The organism is Microcystis sp. (genome assembly GCF_048564745.1).
Classification (GTDB): domain Bacteria; phylum Cyanobacteriota; class Cyanobacteriia; order Cyanobacteriales; family Microcystaceae; genus Microcystis; species Microcystis ichthyoblabe_A.
This window is the reverse complement of record NZ_JBLZRT010000218.1, coordinates 1-18,263: the sequence shown is the minus strand read 5'-3', so window position 1 is coordinate 18,263 and position 18,263 is coordinate 1. Positions and strand designations below refer to the sequence as shown.

21 protein-coding genes and 1 pseudogene are annotated in these 18,263 nt (G+C 45.0%); 7 read left to right on the top strand and 15 right to left on the bottom strand.

The window, feature by feature from the left end; genetic code table 11:
* Window positions 1-475 precede the first annotated feature (475 nt).
* Complete coding sequence (locus tag ACOCD9_RS21825; protein ID WP_069473833.1) at window positions 476-715, top strand: hypothetical protein; 240 nt, start codon at window positions 476-478, stop codon at window positions 713-715.
* Window positions 716-791: 76 nt separating this feature from the next.
* Here the strand turns inward: ACOCD9_RS21825 and ACOCD9_RS21820 are convergent, their stop codons facing one another.
* Together ACOCD9_RS21820 and ACOCD9_RS21815 are read right to left on the bottom strand one after the other, a co-directional pair.
* Window positions 792-1,190 (bottom strand): YidH family protein, encoded by a 399-nt coding sequence (locus ACOCD9_RS21820; protein WP_069473834.1) that lies wholly within the window; start codon window positions 1,188-1,190, stop codon window positions 792-794.
* Window positions 1,191-1,282: 92 nt separating this feature from the next.
* Window positions 1,283-2,101: a prohibitin family protein gene (locus tag ACOCD9_RS21815; protein ID WP_287703978.1), complete on the bottom strand. Its 819-nt coding sequence runs from the start codon at window positions 2,099-2,101 to the stop codon at window positions 1,283-1,285.
* Window positions 2,102-2,716: 615 nt separating this feature from the next.
* Here ACOCD9_RS21815 and ACOCD9_RS21810 point away from each other — a divergent pair.
* The 3 genes from ACOCD9_RS21810 to ACOCD9_RS21800 all read left to right on the top strand — a co-directional run bounded on the left by ACOCD9_RS21810 (window position 2,717) and on the right by ACOCD9_RS21800 (window position 6,775).
* Window positions 2,717-4,015, top strand: coding sequence for an O-acetylhomoserine aminocarboxypropyltransferase/cysteine synthase family protein (locus ACOCD9_RS21810; RefSeq protein ID WP_419548428.1), 1,299 nt, complete (start codon window positions 2,717-2,719; stop codon window positions 4,013-4,015).
* Window positions 4,016-4,030: 15 nt separating this feature from the next.
* Window positions 4,031-5,083, top strand: coding sequence for a homoserine O-acetyltransferase MetX (metX, locus tag ACOCD9_RS21805; RefSeq protein WP_419548427.1), 1,053 nt, complete (start codon window positions 4,031-4,033; stop codon window positions 5,081-5,083).
* A gap of 156 nt (window positions 5,084-5,239) precedes the next feature.
* The gene (locus ACOCD9_RS21800; protein ID WP_419548425.1) at window positions 5,240-6,775 is read left to right on the top strand and encodes a hypothetical protein; all 1,536 of its coding nucleotides are present in this window, start codon (window positions 5,240-5,242) and stop codon (window positions 6,773-6,775) included.
* 34 nt (window positions 6,776-6,809) lie between these two features.
* Here the strand turns inward: ACOCD9_RS21800 and ACOCD9_RS21795 are convergent, their stop codons facing one another.
* The 10 genes and pseudogenes from ACOCD9_RS21795 to cysK all read right to left on the bottom strand — a co-directional run bounded on the left by ACOCD9_RS21795 (window position 6,810) and on the right by cysK (window position 13,670).
* The gene (locus ACOCD9_RS21795) at window positions 6,810-7,022 is read right to left on the bottom strand and encodes a DUF6887 family protein (RefSeq protein WP_002779089.1); all 213 of its coding nucleotides are present in this window, start codon (window positions 7,020-7,022) and stop codon (window positions 6,810-6,812) included.
* Window positions 7,019-7,192: a DUF6888 family protein gene (locus tag ACOCD9_RS21790; protein ID WP_419548430.1), complete on the bottom strand. Its 174-nt coding sequence runs from the start codon at window positions 7,190-7,192 to the stop codon at window positions 7,019-7,021. Before ACOCD9_RS21790 ends, ACOCD9_RS21795 begins: the two co-directional genes overlap by 4 nt.
* A gap of 73 nt (window positions 7,193-7,265) precedes the next feature.
* Window positions 7,266-7,973, bottom strand: a complete 708-nt coding sequence (locus tag ACOCD9_RS21785) for an MBL fold metallo-hydrolase (protein ID WP_419548429.1) — start codon at window positions 7,971-7,973, stop codon at window positions 7,266-7,268.
* 963 nt (window positions 7,974-8,936) lie between these two features.
* Window positions 8,937-9,416: pseudogene (locus tag ACOCD9_RS21780) on the bottom strand (FAD/NAD(P)-binding protein); the annotation flags it as partial.
* 242 nt (window positions 9,417-9,658) lie between these two features.
* Complete coding sequence (locus ACOCD9_RS21775; RefSeq protein ID WP_419548424.1) at window positions 9,659-10,297, bottom strand: cadmium resistance transporter; 639 nt, start codon at window positions 10,295-10,297, stop codon at window positions 9,659-9,661.
* Between the two features lie 30 nt (window positions 10,298-10,327).
* Complete coding sequence (locus tag ACOCD9_RS21770; RefSeq protein ID WP_316577778.1) at window positions 10,328-10,903, bottom strand: Crp/Fnr family transcriptional regulator; 576 nt, start codon at window positions 10,901-10,903, stop codon at window positions 10,328-10,330.
* Window positions 10,904-11,061: 158 nt separating this feature from the next.
* Window positions 11,062-11,736, bottom strand: a complete 675-nt coding sequence (locus ACOCD9_RS21765; protein ID WP_287703968.1) for a hypothetical protein — start codon at window positions 11,734-11,736, stop codon at window positions 11,062-11,064.
* 223 nt (window positions 11,737-11,959) lie between these two features.
* Window positions 11,960-12,496 carry an MgtC/SapB family protein gene (locus ACOCD9_RS21760; RefSeq protein WP_287663049.1) on the bottom strand — a complete coding sequence of 179 codons (537 nt, stop codon included), beginning with the start codon at window positions 12,494-12,496 and terminating at the stop codon, window positions 11,960-11,962.
* A 76-nt stretch (window positions 12,497-12,572) separates the two neighbouring features.
* Window positions 12,573-12,707, bottom strand: a complete 135-nt coding sequence (locus ACOCD9_RS21755; RefSeq protein ID WP_157404789.1) for a PLP-dependent transferase — start codon at window positions 12,705-12,707, stop codon at window positions 12,573-12,575.
* 15 nt (window positions 12,708-12,722) lie between these two features.
* Window positions 12,723-13,670, bottom strand: coding sequence for a cysteine synthase A (cysK, locus tag ACOCD9_RS21750; RefSeq protein WP_419548422.1), 948 nt, complete (start codon window positions 13,668-13,670; stop codon window positions 12,723-12,725).
* A 669-nt stretch (window positions 13,671-14,339) separates the two neighbouring features.
* Here cysK and ACOCD9_RS21745 point away from each other — a divergent pair.
* The 3 genes from ACOCD9_RS21745 to ACOCD9_RS21735 are packed head-to-tail and all read left to right on the top strand — an operon-like array spanning window position 14,340 to window position 15,740.
* Window positions 14,340-14,858 carry a phycocyanin subunit beta gene (locus tag ACOCD9_RS21745; protein ID WP_002733930.1) on the top strand — a complete coding sequence of 173 codons (519 nt, stop codon included), beginning with the start codon at window positions 14,340-14,342 and terminating at the stop codon, window positions 14,856-14,858.
* Between the two features lie 55 nt (window positions 14,859-14,913).
* Window positions 14,914-15,405 (top strand): phycocyanin subunit alpha, encoded by a 492-nt coding sequence (cpcA, locus tag ACOCD9_RS21740; protein ID WP_002803130.1) that lies wholly within the window; start codon window positions 14,914-14,916, stop codon window positions 15,403-15,405.
* A 53-nt stretch (window positions 15,406-15,458) separates the two neighbouring features.
* Window positions 15,459-15,740: a hypothetical protein gene (locus ACOCD9_RS21735; RefSeq protein WP_419548421.1), complete on the top strand. Its 282-nt coding sequence runs from the start codon at window positions 15,459-15,461 to the stop codon at window positions 15,738-15,740.
* 134 nt (window positions 15,741-15,874) lie between these two features.
* Here ACOCD9_RS21735 and ACOCD9_RS21730 read toward each other — a convergent pair whose 3' ends face one another.
* The 3 genes from ACOCD9_RS21730 to ACOCD9_RS21720 form a co-directional block, all read right to left on the bottom strand.
* A complete protein-coding gene (locus tag ACOCD9_RS21730) occupies window positions 15,875-16,873 on the bottom strand; it encodes a sulfurtransferase (protein ID WP_287703964.1) in 999 nt (332 codons plus the stop codon).
* Window positions 16,874-16,984: 111 nt separating this feature from the next.
* Window positions 16,985-17,653 (bottom strand): phosphatase PAP2 family protein, encoded by a 669-nt coding sequence (locus ACOCD9_RS21725; protein ID WP_419548420.1) that lies wholly within the window; start codon window positions 17,651-17,653, stop codon window positions 16,985-16,987.
* Window positions 17,650-18,030, bottom strand: a complete 381-nt coding sequence (locus ACOCD9_RS21720; protein WP_419548419.1) for a hypothetical protein — start codon at window positions 18,028-18,030, stop codon at window positions 17,650-17,652. The genes ACOCD9_RS21725 and ACOCD9_RS21720 overlap by 4 nt, the downstream gene beginning before the upstream one ends.
* Between the last annotated feature and the right edge of the window lie 233 nt (window positions 18,031-18,263).

Here is an 18,263-nt window from a genome sequence, read left to right as displayed (position 1 = left end):
AAACCTTTGTAGCACAAGGCTTTCAAGACTCGGTTAACAATCTGTAATATTCCTTGTTGACACCCTTACTGACAAAGAAAAAACTGAAATCAAGTCACGATAAGGGTTGGAGTGCTTACTGACAAAATTGTTAAGAAAGATACCCACAAGGGATAGCTTGATAAGGGGGGTGTCTGACAACTTTTAACGCCTACCTACTTAACAGTGTTCGCAGTAGGGGGAAGATTGTTATTAAAAGCTTGTCAACCAACCTATTTACCGCCAGAGTGGATGGTATTGATGATGGTGGCGATCCTCGTTAAGTTGGGGCTTTTCTAAGGGTGTTCTGGTGGAATAGGTCTAGCGGCAAGGGATTTTCTCAATTTTTTAGGAGCGTGTCAACCGTTATACTCCGGGAGGATGGGCGACTGTGACATAATTGGTGACTAGGTACGGTAAGAGTCGCTAGTGAACCCCGTTAGCCTTGGAGACTTCCTTGCTAGACACCATTTCCACCCTATCCCCAAAACTAACAGCGATCGAAACCACGGGAAATCCTCTCCCGAAAGTTGCCACCTGTTCCTCTACCTGTCGTTACTGTCGGTTTTATAAGTTTCAGGGGAGAGGAAATGGCTATTGTCAACGCTTGGGAGTCCCTGTTCACAGTCATTGGCGCGCCTGTCCTTTAATTTGTCCACCTTTTGCCCCTTCTTGGGAAAGGTCGGAAAATGGGTAATTCTAAATAGTTATCTGGATTTTACAGCCTGTATCGAGCAATTTTTCCCCATCCCGCTCCCTGCGAGGATGGGGTTTTAATCGAAACCGATGCTTTCCACTCCACCGCTATCGGGACTGGTGGCGACAAAATAGAGAATTCCCGACCCGAGACAAGCGATCGCTATACTAAAGCAAATAATCCAGACTTGAGCGGGTTCGTAGCTATTACTATCGATCGCCCGCCGGATGAGAAAATATCGGCGCGTGGCGATGACAACGGTTAATAATCCCACCATAGCGAAGACAAAACCCAACAACCAACCTAGTCCTAGAGATGACAAAGATGCTGTCCGTAAACGCAAAATGACTAGACCAAAACCCATCAAAGCGATGGAAGCACGCATCCAAGACAGATAGGTACGTTCGTTGGCCGAATGATCTCGCCAGTAATCAGGGTTAAATTTCTGCTTTGTCTTTCGGGATTTAAACAGCATAGAGGAGTTCCTCGCAGTGAAGTTCAATAAAATTAAGTATTCTTTCTTCTGGTTTTAATAAATTGTTTTTATCATCTGGTCATTAAGGATTCTTAAGTCTTCTTCAAGCCACTTTTTCGCTTATCTTTAACCAATTCAAGGGACTTGAGCAGATTATCATCCATAAATAGGGGGAGTTTACCGTCCCATCTTTCGATCGCTTTGTTCTGTAAAACTTCCGGACTTAAGGAATCTTGGAGAATGCGATGAGCTGCCGCCTCTCCCTTGGCCAGATTGATTTTTACTTCCGATTCTTTCAAGGCTTTCAACACCATAAAACCGGCTTTTTTAGCTTCCTGTTCGGCAATTTGTTTGGCTTCCACCGCATCGGTAAAGCGATCGGAAAAATTGACATGAACCAAAGAAATATCATCAACACCGATATGATAATTTTTCAGTCTTTCGCTCAAACGAATATCTACTTCTCCTTTCACCTCCTCCCGTTTAGTAATTAATTCTTCGGCGGTATATTTAGCCATAACTGCCTTAAGAATTTCCTCCACTGCTGGATCGATCACTCGTTCGATGACAGCCGCTTCATCGCCAATTTGTTGAAAAATAGTATTAACTTCTGATGCTAAAATATGCCAATTCAGGGCCACATCTGTGAATACTTCCTGTAAGTCTTTGGAGGAAGCTTCGGCCGCTATCTGTTGTTTTTGGATTCTCACACTTAGTTTTTTCACCGTGTTAACAACCGGAATAATCCCGTGAATGCCCTCATTAAGTATCTGATCTTGCACCTGTCCAAAAACCATTAAAACCCCTCTTTCTCCCGCATTGACAATCACGAAGGGATTAAAAATAATCGCCAAGATTAATAACAAAAAAAAGATATTACTGGGTCTAGATAAAAGACGAATTTTGAGCATTTTAATTGAGAATAGAGATGGTTGACAGTATAAGTTTACATATAAATAAAAGGGCTGATTTTATCTATTTTAAGAATTTTAGCAACTAGAAAATAAAGGTAAACTTGTCCTATATTATTTAGATGAAGTCAGATTTATTCTCGTCCATTCTCTCCCTTCTGGCTGGCAAAATATCGAGAAATACTTGTCTATTTGTAGTTACCATAGTCGCCGATTAAATGTTTTATTAATCATGAATTAAAACGATCATCTCATTAGTTTTAATCAGAAAGTTGACTAAAAAAGCATTTATCTATCCAAGAAAGCGTCCGAGATTATCCAGAAGCAATTATAACAAAATTTCCTTTGTCTTAAATGGTACATTCTCATTACCCCAGTCTAGCTGTTTTCCTTTGTAGCAATTACCTTAACACAATCTAATTTCGGCATAAAAGATATTTTGTATAAAGGATATCTCGATAAATTGACTCCCAGAAGATGGCGATGATAGAAAAATACAGTAAGCAGATAAGCCCACTGTAACCATTCCATCCCCTAAGGAGGTCATTTAATCACCCCTTGTCCTTGATCGCACAGATCGAGGAATTTATCCTTTATTTCCCTCCCTGAACGCCCATGTCTGACCGTTACCGTTTCGAGACGCTGCAAGTACACGCCGGCCAGGAACCTGCCCCCGGAACTAACGCCCGCGCCGTTCCCATCTATCAAACCACCTCCTACGTTTTCAACGATGCCGACCACGGGGCGCGACTGTTTGCCCTAGAAGAGTTCGGTAACATCTACACCAGGATCATGAACCCGACCACCGATGTCTTCGAGAAGCGGATCGCCGCTTTAGAAGGGGGTGCGGCGGCCCTGGCCACCTCTAGCGGTCAGGCGGCGCAATTTCTAGCGATCGCTAATATTGCCGGTGCGGGGGATAATATCGTTTCCACTAGCTACCTCTACGGCGGAACCTATAATCAGTTCAAAGTCTCCCTACCGCGTTTAGGAATAAATGTCAAGTTCGTCGATGGCGATGAGGCCGAAGCTTTTCGAGCGGCGATCGATGATCGCACTAAAGCTTTATATGTAGAGACGATCGGCAATCCCCGATTTAATATTCCTGATTTTGCCGCCCTGGCCCATATCGCCCACGAGAAGGGCATTCCCCTGATCGTCGATAATACCTTCGGCTGCGGCGGCTATCTCTGTCGCCCGATCGAACAGGGGGCCGATATCGTGGTGCAATCGGCCACCAAATGGATCGGCGGTCACGGCACTTCCATCGGCGGAGTAATCGTCGATTCGGGTAAATTCGACTGGGGAAACGGCAAATTTCCCCAGTTTACCGAACCCGCGCCGGGTTATCACGGGTTGAATTTCTACGAGGTATTCGGACCGTCCGGCCCTTTGGGCAATATCGCCTTTATTATCCGGGCCCGGGTGGAGGGATTGCGGGATTTCGGACCCGCCTTGAGTCCGTTTAACGCATTTTTACTGCTACAGGGATTGGAAACCCTCTCCCTACGGGTCGATCGTCATGTATCCAACGCCTTGGCCCTGGCGAACTGGCTCAAAGAACAGCCACAGGTGCAATGGGTGGACTATCCCGGATTACCGGAACATCCTTACCACGAACGGGCGAAGAAGTACCTAAAACACGGCTTCGGCGGGGTTTTAGCCTTCGGGATTCGGGGCGGTTTCGAGGCCGGGCGGAATTTTATCAACCGGGTGAAACTAGCTAGTCATCTCGCCAATGTGGGGGACGCAAAAACCCTGGTTATCCATCCCGCCTCGACGACTCACCAGCAGTTAAACGAGGAAGAACAGCGATCGGCGGGAGTAACGCCCGAATTAATTCGCGTTTCCGTGGGTTTGGAACATATTGACGATATTATCGAGGATTTCCAGCAAACTTTCCAGAGTTTATAAGCCACCACCCCGCCCATGGATCGCCTAGACTTGATCTCCCCGGAAACCCGTTTCTATTCCCCACCGCATCCTTTTGTTCTCGAATCGGGGGCGGTTCTCGAAAGGGTGCGGATCGCCTATCGAACCTGGGGAATTTTGAATAACAAGCGGGATAACGGGGTTATTGTCTGTCATGCCTTCACGGGATGGGCCGACGTGGAAGCTTGGTGGGAACCTTTGTTAGGAACCGGACGCGTTCTCGATCCGACCCGGGATTTTATTGTCTGTAGCAATATTCTCGGCAGTTGCTACGGGACAACCGGCCCCACTTCGATCGATCCCCGTACCGGTAAACCCTACGGCCCGACTTTCCCGGAGATTACCGTCCGGGATATGGTTCACCTACAACGGCTGTTGGTGGACGCATTGGGGATCGAGTCTTTGCGATTGGTGATCGGGGGTTCTTTGGGAGGAATGCAGGTTTTGGAGTGGGCGCTACTGTACCCGGAGAGGACGCGATCGATCGCTGTGATTGCGGCTTCGGGACGACATTCGGCCTGGTGTATCGCACTAGGAGAAGCTCAAAGGGGAGCGATCTATGCCGATCCCCATTGGCAAGGGGGAAATTATGCGCTCGATCGCCCTCCGGCCCGGGGTTTATCGGCAGCCCGGATGATGGCGATGACTACCTACCGATCGCACGCCAGTTTCGAGTCCCGTTTCGGCCGGGAGTACGGGGAGGGGGGAGAGTTCACGATCGCCCGCTATTTAGAATATCAGGGGAAAAAGTTAGTCGAACGTTTTGACGCTAATGCTTATATCACCTTAAGTAGGGCGATGGATCGTCATGATGTCACCCGGACGGGAAAAAGTTACGAATCGGTTTTACAGTCGATTCAACAACCGACGGCGATCGTGGCGATCGATTCGGATCTTCTTTATCCTCCCGTAGAACAAGAGGAATTGGCGAAATATATCCCCAATTCTGAATTATTCTGGCTGCGATCGCCGCACGGTCACGATGCGTTTTTAATGGATGGTGATATGGATGCGTTGAATGATCTTCTCGTGACTTTCGGGAATGGATGAGCAACGGGAAATAGTCGCGGGTTGGGGATGGTCGGGGTAGAGAGCGATCGGCATTGCTGCGCTGGAGGCGATCGGGATGTTTGAGAGGAAATCTTGTTAAAATTAGAGAAAGGAAGTTTGCTTTAATCGTTCGTATTAACTCCCCGAACTCGTTCAATGGAATTTAAAAGTATCAAAGAGTTTCGTGAATATCTCCGTCGTTATAACTCTAACTCGTTTGTAGAAGTTGGTACAAGTGTATGTTGGCAAGAATGGCAAAATGGGGGACCTCGAATATCGCGTCTAGGACGGGTAAAAAAAAATTCCAGACGAAATTATGCTTTACGCTTGATCTTGCTTGCGAGTGCAGGAAATCCTTACGGTAATCAAGCGATTACTTTTCAAGAATTTGAAAGTCTCATTGATGTCTTGTTCAATTTTGCTAATCATACCATTTCAGATAAAACCCTCCTAGATACGGAAGCAGAATATACCTTTAATTATTTACATACTTGGGAGCAAGATAATTACAAAACTGTTCGTAACTGGAAATTGCTTCTAAGTGATATTTTCACCAAAGAACTAATACGCAAAAATGGAGGCGATCTTTTCTCAACGCGTCAGGCAGTTTTTCAAAATTCTGGATTTTGGACCCCCCTTGCTCTTGTACAACTTGCTCGTGTACAACGAACTATGAAGGTTTTTGAAATTCTAAATTCTATAGACTTAAATACTATAAATTTTTTTGAATCCTCCACTAAATTAAATCATGAATTTTATTTTGTTCAGTTTATGTCTAGCATCGGATGTTTTTTGAAAACGAGATTTCGAGGTGTACTAGATTTTAAAAAAAGTATACATTTTGATGACGAACTGAAATCTAAAGGTTATACCGAAGAAAATCTAAGGATTTTTGTTCGTTTAAATAGTCGAGTTTTTAGTTCGAGTGATCGTGACTCATTCTGTAATATAGTTACAGAAAGGTTAAATAATACAAGTGAAGTCTATCATCCTTTCTTTTATAATTCTTTTCTCGATTATCCTTTTATTGATCTGGGTCAAGATAAATATTGTTTGCCAGACGCGTGTTCATTAATGGAATCTTCTTGGAATATAACATGTAAGCATCTTCCATCTAATAAGATTTTGGATCAAGCTTTTGAACAATATCTCGCTAACGTTTTATTACCTATAATCGCACCTAACTGTTTTGAAAAGATTAGAGAGGTTGAAAATCCACAAAGCTCTCACGACAAAAGGGCTGATTTTCTAATTACTCTACCTAATGTTTATATTATTATTGAATGCAAAAATTCTTTAATGTCTTCCGATACAAGCGTATGTTTTAATCCCAAAGGATTGGCGAGTTTGTGGGGAAGAATTCATGGTGCTACAGAACAAATATCATCAACTATTGAAGCTCTTAAACTAAAAGATAAACCTGTGATCCCACTAATTCTTACATTTTATGATGCACTACTAGCATCTAATGTCTTTGAATCGATAGTTAAATCTACAGATTATTGCGATCATTTGAATCTTTCTATGCCTCCTATTGTTCGATCTTTACATGAGTTCGAGGATCGGATATATGATAGAAGCCTAGAAAATTGGGCGGAATCAATGTTACCTAAACAAAGTAATTCTTCAATTAAGCCTGATAATCAAGGACATAATTATAGACATTTAAAGGACATAATTATAGACATTTAAAGGACTTTTATTAATAGGCTTTTATGCTTTGAATTTATATTTTCTGTTGTTTATTGCGACGATTTTTGGTCACGAGATCGGGAAAATGACTTAAATCCTCGATCGAATGCGGTGCGGGATAAATTTCTCCCGGTTCGGCCGTCACCCGATCGAGATAAATTTGAAAGGCCCTCTCGTCCTCTCTATGTTCGAGAATATAACTCCGTAGTTCCTCGCGACTCATCGATTCAAACTCGCGTTTTATCATACATACCTCCAATCGCCATTTTTAAAAATAATAATTTCTTGCTCTTCCCCAGCGAGAAAAAAGATATTTCCCGTTCTTTCGTCAATCGGAACAATATTAACGGGCAAATACATCTTCGTTGCCCAATAACTTAAAATAAAACAGGTTAGCTGTTGCGCGGCAGTAGGAATGGGCTTGTACTCCTCTGGTCTTCCGTTATCCAGTGTAGCGCAAGACCGACGGGGCGATCGATCGCTTGCCGGGTTAAATCTGATAATCCATCACGAAAACCACCTTACCACCCCGTGCGTTGGCACTTAAGGCCGCGGTCATCTTCTTCGGGTAGGGTAGATTGAGATTATTCATTAACTGAATAAAATCCTCGCGATTGCGGCCGGCGAAACGGGGATTCCAGCGCTTTTCCTCACCGATCGAGGAGACCGTTCTTCCCAGATAATCGTGACAGGGATAAACAAGCGTATCATCGGGGAGGGTGAATAACTTCTCCGTTACCGTCTTGTAGAGGACTTCCGGCGAACCGTTCTGAAAATCGGTACGACCGCAACCGCGAATTAAGAGTGCATCCCCCGTTAATAGGCGTTTTTCATCGATGAGATAGGCTATATGACTATCGGTGTGGCCCGGAGTAGCGATCGCTTTTAGCTGCTGACCTGCCACGATCCAGATGTCGCCATCGCGCACATAACCATCGATATCGCTCACTTCGGCGTTTTCGGGAACGAGGATAGAACAGTTGGTTAACTCCCGTAATCGGTGCGCTCCGGTGATATGGTCGGCGTGGACATGGGTTTCCATCGTGTAGCCTAGAGTTAACCCCAACTGCCAAAGAATCTGCCGATCGCGATCAACCTGTTCGAGGACCGGATCGATTAAAATCGCTTCCCCCGTAGCCGAATCAGCGATCAGATAGGTGTAGGTACTCGATTCCCTATCGAAAAGCTGGCGGAAAATCGGCGCTGCCGGCCGGAATGCGATCGAGTAGGCCGCGGGGAGAGAAATTCTCTCTTTCAGCGATCGCAACAAATCCCGGGCCAGTTCGGCCGCCTGTAAACGCAGTTCGGGAATGGCGGTGGTTTCCCAGAGATCGCCTTTGCGGGGATTTCCCAAAGTGTAGAGGGTTGGCGATGCCGTACCGTCCGGCCTGAGAATCGCCCCGTTGTCGGCGGTTTCGATACCACAATTCAAAGGATGGGAACGGATTAACCCCCGTTGGCGAAGATGAACGACGAGGGGATCGGTTATGGTCCTGTAATCGTTACTCGCGCCGGTACAGTTAATGATTCGATCGACGGTTAGGTTTAACAGGTTTCCCGTCCCCCGTTGACGGATAGTAACCTCTACACAGCCGTTTTTAACCTCAGCAGTTTCAATTCTTCCCCCATGATAGGTTAATTGTCCCGATTCTACAGCCTCATCGAGGATACCGGCGATCTCGTCGGCGACGCGATGGCGAAGAACCTCCCAATAGGCTTTCAGGTGGCGTAGAAATCTGGCGCGTTCCGCTATCGGCAGACAATGCCATAGACCTTGAGATATCGGACGTAAGGCGTTTAAAACGGCCCGCCAGTCGTGACCTTGACTCTCTGCGGTTTTTACCTCCGCGCGAATCCGCCCTAGGAGTCTCCGCGTGGTCTGGGGCGCGGTTTCGAGGGTGAGGAACGGGGGATAGGGATCGGTGGGTCGGTGCGTTCGGGGAATCAGGCCATGACGGGAAACCGCGTGGATTTTGCCCGTGAATCCCCTTTGTGCCAGGGAAACCACCATATCCACCATCGTTAACCCCGTACCGACGAGCAGAATCGTCCCGTCGGGTTTTAGATCGGCGAGTGTGTCCGTCTCCCAAGCGTCGCGGAGATAGAGGGAATTGAGAGACGCGAGGGGTTGGGGAACCGTTGCGGGAAAATTGCCCAGCGCCAGAACTACTTTAGCGGCGCTGATTTTCTTGCCTCCTTTGAGGGTAATCGTCGCCTTTTCCCCGTCGAGTACCAGATCGATCGCCGCATCGGTAAATGTCTCCAGACGGTGATCGGCAATGGCGTTGTTCCGCGCTTCTTCTAGGATCGATCGGATGTATTTGCCGTACACTAGACGCGGGACGAAACTGGCCGGATCGATCGATCGATAGCCGTTATCCCCTAACCAGTGGAGGAAATGTTCGGGATCGTCCTCGAAGGCGCTCATTTTGCCCGCAGGAATATTGAGCAGGTGGCCGCTGTCTCGCGTTCCGTAGGCGATCCCCGTACCGAGGGGTTTTCGGCGCTCGATCAGGGCGATCGATAATGGAGTCCCCGTGTCGCGTAACAGGTTCGCTGTCACCAGGGAACCACTAAATCCTCCCCCGATAATGGCGATGTCGAAAGTTGCAGAAAATTGATTCCGGTCAATGTAGCTCATAGATAACTATCGGGGAGGGAATTAGGGGTATGGTAAGGGTTAAAGAGTTAGTATTACTTGGTCTAAGTAAGTAGTTATAATTAAATTGAAGATAGATTTTGTCTCTGATCCCCCCTGCCCCCCTTGATAAGGGGGGTGCCGATAGGCGGGGGGATCCCCCCTGCCCCCCTTGATAAGGGGGGTGTCTGACAACTTTTAACACCTACCTACTTAGCTGAAAGATAATTTTTAGGCATTCTTGGTTAAGACATTAAAAATAAACGATAGGATTTGCTGTCAATTAAGATATAAATTCCTAGAATAATATAGATAAAAGGACTAATTTTATGTCCGTAGTTTGTAACCACTTTAGCTATCCTGGGATGGGTAATCAAAAAATAGGCTAGGACGCACCAAATCCCCATCATGAGATAAAAAATTATCATGATAATTAAGACGTGCATCGGGGAATTATTGGCAAAAAGAGAGGTATAGATACCAATATTATCACCGCCATTAGCCACGGTCACGGCAGCAACGTAATAGGTTTGGGAGGGAAAACGAGGAAAAAAGGAGCGATTTTTAGAATAATTAACATCTTCTCTTACTTCTTGAATATAATCCTCATTTTCCCTTGACAAAAGTTGTTTAATGCCGATAATTAGAGGGATAAATCCTAATAGACCAATCCATTCTTTAGAAACCAGTAACCCAAATAGTAAACCGAGGGAACTAGCTAGGAGAATCAGGGTAAAACCGAGGTATTGACCAACAATCAGGTGTCGAGGTCGAAAATTAGCATTAAGTCGCGAGAAAAACAACATTAGCACCATCAGATCATCAAGATTTGTGGCCACAAAACTCGTCACGCTAGTAATTAAAAGGGCTACTAACCAATTCATAGATTGAAAAAAGAGATAATTCTTCCCATTCTAAATCTCGTAGTGCCAGATTTCCTCCTCTCGTAAAAGAAGACGATGGACGGGAAGACGTTCCACGGCCCCCTGTTGTTCAAGATGATTAAGTGCGCGGGTAATTGTGACTCTAGTAGTTCCTAATAAGTCAGCGATATCCTGATGAGTTAGACGCACATCAATTAATTGTCCAGTACCAGTTTGTTTACCAAATTGATTGCCTAACCATGACAGTAATTTCAAGACCATAACATCAGTACGTTTGTAGCTACGAATAATACTTAGTTCTTGTGCTTGCTGAAGATGAGACAGCAGAATTTCTGCCATTTGATAACTCTCAAGTGCGGAAAAGGAAACTGCTTGCACAGGAGTGATGCACTCAACTTGATAGGGATTGACTCTCTCTAGGGTTTTGCCAACAAAATTGCCAGGTCCCCACAATCCCAAGACGATTAGGGTTCCATCTTCTAACCAAGTGGAGGTTTTTACGACTCCACTCTCGATTTTCCAGAAATTAGGGTTTCTAAGGGGCAAAATCGCCCGATTATCAAAGTGCCAGCGATGGGGGGTTGGTGGTTGATAGGTAAGCGTCATGATTGGTAATTAATTTTGATTAGGTACTTAGCTAGTCAAAAGCACAAGGTGGTCGATAAAGAAGCTTCTTAGACGATTTAGGGCGTTTTGCGAAGATTTTGGGGTAAAAACGATAATTACCCCAAAAAAGACTGATTTTATGCCCTTGCAAGCCCTATTTATTTCGGGGTGCTAGTTTTTTCCAGTTCCGTGGTGGCCGAGGAGATCAGTTCTTGCCAAGCTCGATCGCTTTCCTGTAGAGTTTGTTTAACCGCGTCGATGGTCTTTTCCACGCGAGTTTTTAGGAAAGGGGAAGCATTGTCTTTGAGTCGTTCGGTGTCGTCGGCTAAGATATCGATCGTCTCGGAGGTATTAACGAGGCTATTTTCTAGGGTAATAAGGTTGTTTTGCAGGGTTTCACTGAGTTTAGCCCCGGATTTGGTCAATTTTTTCGTCAATTTACTCACTTTTTCCCCTAGATCGTCAATATTGTCCGCTAAGTCCTCTAGGTTGTCCTGTTGAGCTTCGATAATCTTCTTGTCGAGAGAAGGAGCGGCCAGTTGAGCATTTAGGTCATCGATAGCCGATTTTGCCGCTTGGATGGCTTTTTCATAGGTAATTTGGGCATCTTCCAGAATTTTTGGGCTAGAAACCTCATTTTTTTTCTTGACTGGTTCCACCACAGTGCCACCCGTTGCTGTTGCACGGTCAATGACGGCCAACTGTTCGGGGAGTAGCGGCAAGGCGATCGCATTTCCCCTTCCCCCTAGGAGCAAAGTGACAGTTAAGAGGAAAATCAGCAGCCGGAAAACTTGATTTTTGAGGCTTTGAAAGCTCTTATTTCGGTTGATCATAGTTGGATTTTCTCCTGTTCAGAAAAGTGTTTACTCGATCTAAATGTTATCATATAAAATATTTATTTGTTATTTATTTAAAAGAAATTTCATAAATAATTTATCATATTTTTTGATCGATAAATTGCCAGCAAAAACATAAGCTTTTCAAGCCAAAAAATAGTAAAGAAAAGCTTTTACTCTCTCAATATAAATATAAATTAAATTTTTATAACTTCTTTCATTAATGAGACGCTGAATTATCCGATGAGTCTATTTCTTGATTGATCCGAGATATTTTCTTACGACCTTTAATATATTTGGCTAAGGGTTGTTTTTTCTTCAGTCGTTTAATGCCACTTAAAGTGCAGAGAGTAAAAAAAGTTCCCACCAGAACCATCTGCCATAAACCGCAACCAGAAGCCGCGCCTAATCCTGCCGCTAACCAGATAGTCGCCGCCGAAGTCAAACCTTTCACTTGTACCTTATTTAGTTCCCGATGGGATTGTTGTAGGATGATTCCCGCCCCTAAAAAACCGACACCAGAAGCGACCCCTTGAATAGTGCGACTGAGGGCATTAGAAGACGCATAACCCACATCTCCTTCCGCTTGTAGGGGAATCATCACGAACATGGCAGCTCCGAGACTAACGATGATAAAAGTTCTCAATCCAGCAGGACGACCGCCTCGCTGTCGGTTATAACCAATCAGACAGCCGACGGCCATAGCCATACTGAGCCGAAAAATAATCGTTTGCCAATCTTCCGAGTCAAAAAACATTGCTTAACCCATCAAATGAGATAAAAACTTCGCCTAACCAATCAAAGCCTTTTCCAGATCCCGCTTTAAATCGTTCCTATTCTCGATCCCGATCGATAATCGTAGTAAAGCTGGTGTTATAGGTGGAAGTGGAATAAATGGGAACCGTTACCGCCCCATGGCTAGAGTCTGGTTCTTGCCCCCCATGAATCGCCCTCGTTGCAAATTCCATCAATTTACTGTCCTATTAGTCGATATCTTCGAGGTCTTTAAACAGGGCCGTGCTGAGGTAACGTTCCCCAAAACTAGGCTGAATCATGACGATTAATTTATCTTCGTTTTCGGGTCTTTTGCCCACTTGAATCGCCGCCCATAAAGCAGCCCCGGCCGAGATGCCCGATAGTAGTCCCTCCTGACGAGCTAACCGTCGCGCGTAGGCGAAAGCGTCCGTATCATCGACGATAATCACCTCATCGATTAATTCCGGTCGGAAAATTGCCGGGATAAAACCGGCCCCGATGCCTTGGATTTTGTGCGGTCCGGGTGGTCCTCCCGATAACACGGGACTATTAGAGGGTTCAACTGCGATCGCTTGAAATTGGGGACGACGGGGTTTAATGGTTTCGGCAATACCGGTAATGGTTCCCCCGGTTCCCACGCCACCGATAACGATATCTACCAGGCCGTCGGTATCGGCCCAGATTTCCTCGGCGGTGGTTTCTCGGTGAATTTTCGGGTTAGCCTGGTTGCGGAACTGTTGCAAACTATAGGCGTTGGGGATATTTTCGACTATTTCCTCGGCCCGGGCGATCGCTCCTTTCATGCCTTGGCTACCCGGGGTTAATTCTAATTGCGCCCCGTAAGCTTTTAACATCGCCCGTCGTTCTAAACTCATGGTTTCGGGCATAGTCAGCACTAAGCGATAGCCTTTGGCCGCCGCCACCATGGCCAGGGCGATGCCAGTATTGCCGGAAGTGGGTTCCACCAGAATTGTTTTATCGGGGTGAATTAGTCCGGCAGCTTCCGCGTCCTCCACCATACTGACACCGATGCGATCTTTAACCGAGGCGGCGGGGTTCATACTTTCCAGTTTGACGACGATGCGGGCTTTTACTCCCTCTGCTACTGGGATTCGATTCAGTTGAACTAGGGGGGTTCGTCCTACCAATTGGGTGATGTCTCTTGCGATCGGCATAATCCCACTTGCTTTATACTTGTTGGCTATTTTTGATTATATATGTATTTAAGATGTTTTACAATACTTTTTAAGTCGGAGTACACTGCAAAATGCTGGTGTTGGCACCTCTGATCACAACGTCGGCGGGGATTATCCCTGTCGATTTTTTTGCCTTGCCACTTTTTTTGTATATCGAAGCACAATCGGTAAAATCATCTTGGGAAATTTCTCTTAATTTAGTTAACTATTATTAGTATATAAAAGCACATTTGTTTAAATAACTTAAAGGAATTATTAGAGAGATGAAAAGAGCGATACTTTTTCTTAGTATAGGGTTACACATTTAAGAAAGTTTTCTGAGATTTATCCTAAAAAATTATTTTTTTGCTGCTTTTTTAGGAAATAATTTTTAATAAATAAAGGTGTAAATATGGTCTATAAAATAATTCATGGCAAAAACGAAGTATGTCTGGAAGCGCCTATCAACGCTAAATTCAATTAACAAGAATTGTTCCTCGATATACAAAAAAATCTGGCCAAGGGAGAGTAAATTTTTTTCAAGGACGATAGTATAGTCCCAAGAAAAAAACTCCTAGATACTTTATCGGAAAAAATAAAGAAAAGCCAGAGAAATCAACCTCGATATTTTGCCGAAACCAATCATCATTATAGGAGATGAAAACTATGGTGTTAGATGCCTTTGCCAAAGTCGTTTCTCAGGCCGATACCCGGGGGGAATACCTGAGCGAGAATCAAGTCAATGCCCTAATTGCCTTCGTCAAAGATGGTAATAAACGCGTGGATGTGGTCAATCGTCTTTCCAGTAATTCTTCTGCGATCGTTACCGATGCCGCGCGTAGTTTGTTTTCAGAACAGCCCGTTTTAGTTGCCCCCGGTGGCAACGCCTATACAAACCGTCGTGCGGCCGCCTGCTTGCGGGATTTGGAAATTATCCTGCGCTACGTTACCTATGCCACCTTCACCGGCGATGCCAGCATCCTCGATGATCGCGCCTTGAACGGTCTCCGGGAAACCTACGTCGCCCTGGGGGTTCCGGGAGCTTCTGTTGCGGCCGGAATTCTCAAACTCAAGGACGCTTCCCTTGCCCTAGCGGCCGATCCCAACGGGATCACTCGCGGAGATTGCAGTTCTTTACTAGCAGAAGTCGCTTCTTACTTCGATCGAGCGGCGGCGGCAGTTTCCTGATGCTGTGACTTTCTTCTCTCAATCCGATTAAACTTTTGTAGGAGCAATTCCATCGATGACCAAGACACCTTTAACCGAAGCGGTGGCTACTGCCGATTCCCAAGGCCGTTTTCTCAGCAGTGCTGAATTACAAGTAGCCTTCGGTCGTTTCCGTCAGGCCGCCATCACCCTAGAAGGGGTAAAAATCCTCGCCCAAAAAGCCCCCAGTTTAGCCCAAGAAGCAGCCAACGCTGTCTATCAAAAATTTCCCTACACCACCCAACTCCAGGGGCCGAACTATGCCTACGATGAGCGGGGGAAATCCAAGTGCGTTCGCGATATCGGCTACTATATCCGAATTATCACCTATGCCCTCGTGGTAGGGGGTACAGGCCCGATCGATGAATATCTAGTCGCCGGTTTGAGTGAAATTAATAGTGCCTTTGAGCTATCTCCTAGTTGGTATATCGAAGCCTTAAAATACATCAAAACCAATCACGGATTAAGTGGGGATGCTGCTGTAGAAGCTAATTCCTACATTGATTATGTGATCAACGCCCTTAGCTAATTTACGTCAACTTCACGTCAACATAAGCTCAAATCTCCTAAATTCACCTCGGGATGAGCGCCGAGGTTTTTTTGCGTCCGTCTAACTTAGGGCTTGCTGAAAAAGTTTTTCGGTGGTGGCAGGGTGTGGGCTTCGGCCGTGAGCTCAGCCGAACGGGTGTGGGGTGTGGGGTGTGGGGTGTGGGCTTCGGCCGTGAGCTCAGCCGAACGGGTGTGGGGAAGTGGGGTTTTATCGATTTTCAGGTGGTCAACTACCTAATTTTCAGGGAAAAAGTACCTGAATTTTCCCCCCAATCACTCCAATGGTCGGCAATTTTTGAGAGAAAAAAAGTCTAAAAACCTTATCCAACAAGATTTTTAGATTTATTCAGCAAACCCTAACTTAGCCATCCTCGGGAACCTACCCTAACAAAAAAACCATCTTGGGCAAGATGGTTAAACACAACGAGTATAAACCGAGAAACTTGACTTTAGACTGCTTTTTCTGGCCCGGTAGCGACGGGCAGATCTGTGGTACTGTACTCTGTCCAAGAACCCTCATAAATTCGCACCTTGGGATAACCGAGCAGATGTTTGAGGACAACATACTGTAAAGTCGCTTCCCGTCCCGTACTGCAACTGACGATAATATTATCGGAGGGCTTGATGTTGCGTTGGGCAAGAATCTTCCTGATTTCGTCTAAAGATTTCAATTTATGGGGATTTTTCAGGGATTCATCGGGATTATTCGCTTCCGTAAAAGTCGGCCAGGGTATATTTTTCGCCCCCGGAATATGACCATTTCTCAGCCAGATATCCTGTTTCCCCTGAAAAAGTTCTTCCGGTCTAGGATCGATAAAAACCACATCGGGTTTGCCGATCAATTTCTCTACTTCTGCTAAATTTACCCGAATCGAGGGATTATCACGGACAGTAAAGCTCCCGGGTTGATATTTAGGGAATTCTTTAGTTACCTTTTGTTCAGAACCCTTATAACCCTTAAAACCACCATCTAAGACGGCCACATCTCGGAACCCCGATCGCTCTAGTAAATAGGCGACCATGGTTGCCCCCAAGACATCGCGACCATCGGAATATACTACCACTCGATCGCCATTATTGATTCCTGCGGCGGCAAAGAGACTGCCAATTTTATCCTCTTGCCAATATTGAACCGGCAAAAATCCGTTTGGACCACGAAAATTATTGTCGGCTATATTCACCGCTTTTGGTAAATGACCGGTGATATATTCCAAAGGATTAATCCGCACATCGAGAATTTTTAACTTCGGATCGTTGAGATTTTGTGCCACCCACGCCGGCGATACAAAGTCTATCTTAGTCTCAGATTTGGACGTGGCCATCAGGGGCGATGACGGTGCTAAGGTAAAGGTTAAAATGCACAGAAGAACTAAAGTGAGAAAAGCAAGGGGACGGCTTTGAAACCGTCCCAGGGATAGACCCTTCCCTCGTGGCAGTTTTGATTTCATGATTCAGTGTCAGCGACGAATATCAAACGATAATTACTATAGGGCTTTGATTAGCTTTCTCCAAAAATTTAGGTATAACGTGATATTTTTTTGGGGCAGCAAGTCGATCAACTAATTATTAGTTTCCTCTTGGGTGTTGATCGCCTTGGGTGTCTTTAATAACTGTTGCCACCAGAGATGAACTAGGAGGGACCAAGCGAGCGCTAAAAGCCAAGAGGCAAGGATATCACTAGGAAAGTGAACTCCTAAATAAAGACGAGTCCAAGCAATAACCAAGAGGAAGGGAATCCCCAGTAAAACTACCCCTAAAAACCAGTGCGTTCTCCAAGATAGGATCAGTAAAGAAACGACTAACAGGGAACTAAATAAAGCATGGCCGCTAGGGAAGGAAAAATCGTGGGGTAAGGGATAAAATAACTCCCAAAACTGTGGGCGATTCCGACGAAAAAGCATCTTGAGGTTATAACTAATTGCCCAACCTCCCGCCATGGTCACAAGGAGATAAGCGAACCCATACCAGTATTTTTTTAGGGCAAAAATCAGCAGTAAAATTGTTAGTATCGGGGCCACTCCCCAATAAGTGCCTAATCCCGTTAGTTTTATGGCCAAAAAGTTTAGGTTTAAATTAGCAGTTTGATGAATAGATAGCAGCATCGATTTTTCCCAAGCAAATCCTTGGGGATGCTGGTCAATAGCGATCGCTAAATCCGTAAAACTTAGCGATGTTAACAAGATGGCTAAGAAAAATAAGCTATTGTTTAAGTAGGTTTTGGGAATCACGGGGAAAAAGTGGCGATCGATGATAACAGGGGCATTTCTAATACCTGAAAATGAATTAGTCCCAGAATAACTAATGTATAGGCAGTCGAGGAAAGTAATCCATTTCTTAATTCTTTTTGCCAATTGCGTTCTTCTTTCTCTCCACCGATTAATTCTTTCGTTCCGAACTGCATCAGCAAAATTCCCACCAGATTAGATAACCAATAACCAACCATGGCCGCTGGTAGAAAAAAATCGGCGTGCAAGCAAGCAATTAAACGACCGAAACCGTAGGCGATCGGCAGATTAAAAATTAGATCGTTCCACCAACACAGGGGCGATAATAAGTAACCAATCAATACCAAGCTTCCGTTTTTTATTTTGTCAAGTAGATACATCTTTTTTTTAGTTACTAACTATCAGTTTTGTTTTTTTTGCCATCAGCTATCTAAGTAAGTAGCTGTTGAAAATTGTCAGATACCCCCCTTATTAAGCTGTCCTTTAGTCACATCTTTCTTAACATTTCAAACCTTTGTAGCACAAGGCTTTCAAGACTCGGTTAACAATTTGTAATATTCCTTGTTGACACCCTTACTGACAAAGAAAAAACTGAAATCAAGTCAGGATAAGG

Bases quoted from the DNA above. Each gene is read 5' to 3' on its own strand.
- ACOCD9_RS21800 (WP_419548425.1), top strand. From the start codon at position 5,240: ATGGAATTTAAAAGTATCAAAGAGTTTCGTGAATATCTCCGTCGTTAT.
- ACOCD9_RS21755 (WP_157404789.1), bottom strand. From the start codon at position 12,707: ATGGAATTTGCAACGAGGGCGATTCATGGGGGGCAAGAACCAGACTCT.
- cpcA (WP_002803130.1), top strand. From the start codon at position 14,914: ATGACCAAGACACCTTTAACCGAAGCGGTGGCTACTGCCGATTCCCAA.
- ACOCD9_RS21775 (WP_419548424.1), bottom strand. From the start codon at position 10,297: ATGAATTGGTTAGTAGCCCTTTTAATTACTAGCGTGACGAGTTTTGTG.
- ACOCD9_RS21815 (WP_287703978.1), bottom strand. From the start codon at position 2,101: ATGCTCAAAATTCGTCTTTTATCTAGACCCAGTAATATCTTTTTTTTG.
- ACOCD9_RS21810 (WP_419548428.1), top strand. From the start codon at position 2,717: ATGTCTGACCGTTACCGTTTCGAGACGCTGCAAGTACACGCCGGCCAG.
- cysK (WP_419548422.1), bottom strand. From the start codon at position 13,670: ATGCCGATCGCAAGAGACATCACCCAATTGGTAGGACGAACCCCCCTA.
- ACOCD9_RS21735 (WP_419548421.1), top strand. From the start codon at position 15,459: ATGAGCGCCGAGGTTTTTTTGCGTCCGTCTAACTTAGGGCTTGCTGAA.
- ACOCD9_RS21770 (WP_316577778.1), bottom strand. From the start codon at position 10,903: ATGACGCTTACCTATCAACCACCAACCCCCCATCGCTGGCACTTTGAT.
- metX (WP_419548427.1), top strand. From the start codon at position 4,031: ATGGATCGCCTAGACTTGATCTCCCCGGAAACCCGTTTCTATTCCCCA.
- ACOCD9_RS21730 (WP_287703964.1), bottom strand. From the start codon at position 16,873: ATGAAATCAAAACTGCCACGAGGGAAGGGTCTATCCCTGGGACGGTTT.
- ACOCD9_RS21795 (WP_002779089.1), bottom strand. From the start codon at position 7,022: ATGATAAAACGCGAGTTTGAATCGATGAGTCGCGAGGAACTACGGAGT.
- ACOCD9_RS21720 (WP_419548419.1), bottom strand. From the start codon at position 18,030: ATGTATCTACTTGACAAAATAAAAAACGGAAGCTTGGTATTGATTGGT.
- ACOCD9_RS21765 (WP_287703968.1), bottom strand. From the start codon at position 11,736: ATGATCAACCGAAATAAGAGCTTTCAAAGCCTCAAAAATCAAGTTTTC.
- ACOCD9_RS21820 (WP_069473834.1), bottom strand. From the start codon at position 1,190: ATGCTGTTTAAATCCCGAAAGACAAAGCAGAAATTTAACCCTGATTAC.
- ACOCD9_RS21760 (WP_287663049.1), bottom strand. From the start codon at position 12,496: ATGTTTTTTGACTCGGAAGATTGGCAAACGATTATTTTTCGGCTCAGT.